Origin of the sequence: Blautia faecis (assembly GCF_027662325.1) — a bacterium.
In the GTDB taxonomy this organism is placed as follows: Bacteria; Bacillota; Clostridia; order Lachnospirales; family Lachnospiraceae; genus Blautia_A; species Blautia_A faecis.
Genome location: NZ_JAQDKY010000111.1, coordinates 1 through 889 on the forward strand (window position 1 = coordinate 1; position 889 = coordinate 889).

An 889-nucleotide genomic window follows, 5' to 3' on the forward strand; every position below is an offset into this window, starting at 1 on the left:
TTGTTAATCCGACCGCTTTTCAGAAGTGCTACCATCTCATCACTCAAATGCAGCTCCCTTAATGGCGTGTTGATCTCCGCCCGGTTCTCTGTCCGGCAAAAGAGATAATCGAGGGACACCCCATAAAAATCTGCCAGCAGGATAAGGTTGCCATGATTGATTTCCTTATAGTCGTCTTTTTCATAACTGCCAAGAGCCGATTTTGAAATACCCGTTTGCTCAGCCAGTTCTTCCAGTTTTAATCCTTTGTTTAATCGTAAATCTTTTAGCCGTTCCTGTATTGTAGTAGCTCCGTTCATTGAAGCAGTTCCCCCTTTCTAACGACATTTATAACCGTTGAATTGATTATACCATATCAATTCCGCAATCGTGGAAATTTCTGATTTTTACCCCGAATTCCTACTTTGTGGACATACGGCACAGGGCACAAAAATGTTCTATGATACAGGTAGTTCATCGATGGATTATTCCAATCGAATGACCAGCCTGTGTGGGATATGCTTCCCCGGCGATGTAGCGTCATGACTTTTGGCAGGGATATGGAGGAACCCTTACCAAAACGAGCGTACCAAAGGGAGCGATACGCCGCTGTGAGATTCAGGGGAGGAACGACACCGGGGAGAACTGGCGAACTGACACCGAAATGATACCGAAACACAACAATCTGATAGGGGGACAGTCTACCCTATCGCTGATACTTCGGGAGATTTTAAGCGGCTCTATGGCTGTAATTTTACCGAAAATCGCCCCGAAACCATACACTAAAACGGGAGGAAGCGCAATATGCCGAGAATGAGCAAAAAGAGGAAGCATGAGCTTTCCTTTTACCTCAATGACCGGGGGCGTGTCACTTACAACGAATTATGCCGGAAATGCCAGCATGGGTGCA

General features: G+C 45.9%; 1 protein-coding gene. It reads right to left on the minus strand.

What is annotated here, in order from left to right; translation table 11 throughout:
* On the minus strand, positions 1-299 hold a 299-nt coding region (locus PGQ38_RS19365; RefSeq protein WP_270433210.1), incomplete at its 3' end, for a helix-turn-helix domain-containing protein.
* Positions 300-889 lie beyond the last annotated feature (590 nt).